We start from the raw sequence: 962 nt of genomic DNA on the forward strand, positions 1-962 counted from the left end.
GGAAAGCACATGAAGAGATATGTCCAGGGTATTCTGAGAACCTCTGATTTTATTATTTTGTAAAAGATCACATCGCCAAGCACTGGCCCCAGAGAGACCAGAAGGACTATGCAGAAGAAAAGGTCGAACACTATCTGGAGTATCAGCTGCACCTTCCTGGAAAACCTAAGGAAGAGAATATCGAACTTTATATGAGCATCGAACTTTCTTGCGTAAGGGGCGCCCAGGAATATCGTCCAGATGAAACTATATTGCGCTATCTCGAATAGCTCCGGGGAGGGACTGCTGAATACATACCTCAAAATCACCTGGAAGAAAATGCTGAGGAACAGAAGCCCGAGAAAAATAGTCCCGCCCAAGATTCAATTAGATTCAGCAGAATTTGTAATGTCTTCAAAAGCGACAAGAATATCTTTTTCATGACAACCCCCAAAACGATACCCCGGACCGGTTGTCTTCCCGGTCCAGGTAACTAGCTCATCTTTCTAGTTCAGAGGATACGACTGGATCGTCTCATACATTCCTTCGCCCCAGGCTTTGTCAAACTTCTCATCTGAGTAGAAATCCCTCGCCAGATTCATAAAGGCTTCTTTGTCGGGCACGATTATCTCCATGTTGTATTCATCTACAAACTGCTTCAGAAGCTTTGATTCCTGCTCCAGAACAAGATAGTTCATGTAGTAGCGGGCAACTTCAAGCGCTTTAATAATGTAAGTCTTGTACTCGAAAGGCAGAGACTGCCAGAACTTCTCGTTAATCACAGGGTTGATCATTCCTATAGAATGATCTGTTAGGATTATGTACTTCGTTACCTCAACAAACATTGCCGAGAGATCGGTGGGAAGCGGATTGTCTTGACCGTCGATAGTACCTAACTTGAGTGCTAGATATACTTCTCCGAAGCCCATTGGAGTAGGATTGCTTCCGATTGCGCGTCCCATGTCCATGAAGGCCTCGTTATT

Annotated in this window: 2 protein-coding genes; both read right to left on the minus strand. The window is 44.5% G+C overall.

Translation table 11 applies throughout. The annotated features are described in order from the left end of the window. Positions 1-302, minus strand: a 302-nt coding sequence (locus BG32_RS13785) for a TRAP transporter small permease (RefSeq protein ID WP_259459755.1), incomplete at its 3' end; no start/stop codon positions are given. A gap of 183 nt (positions 303-485) precedes the next feature. Then, positions 486-962, minus strand: a 477-nt coding sequence (gene dctP, locus BG32_RS13790) for a TRAP transporter substrate-binding protein DctP (RefSeq protein ID WP_183084346.1), incomplete at its 5' end; no start/stop codon positions are given.

Source organism: Mesotoga sp. HF07.pep.5.2.highcov (assembly GCF_003666285.1).
In the GTDB taxonomy this organism is placed as follows: Bacteria; Thermotogota; Thermotogae; order Petrotogales; family Kosmotogaceae; genus Mesotoga; species Mesotoga prima.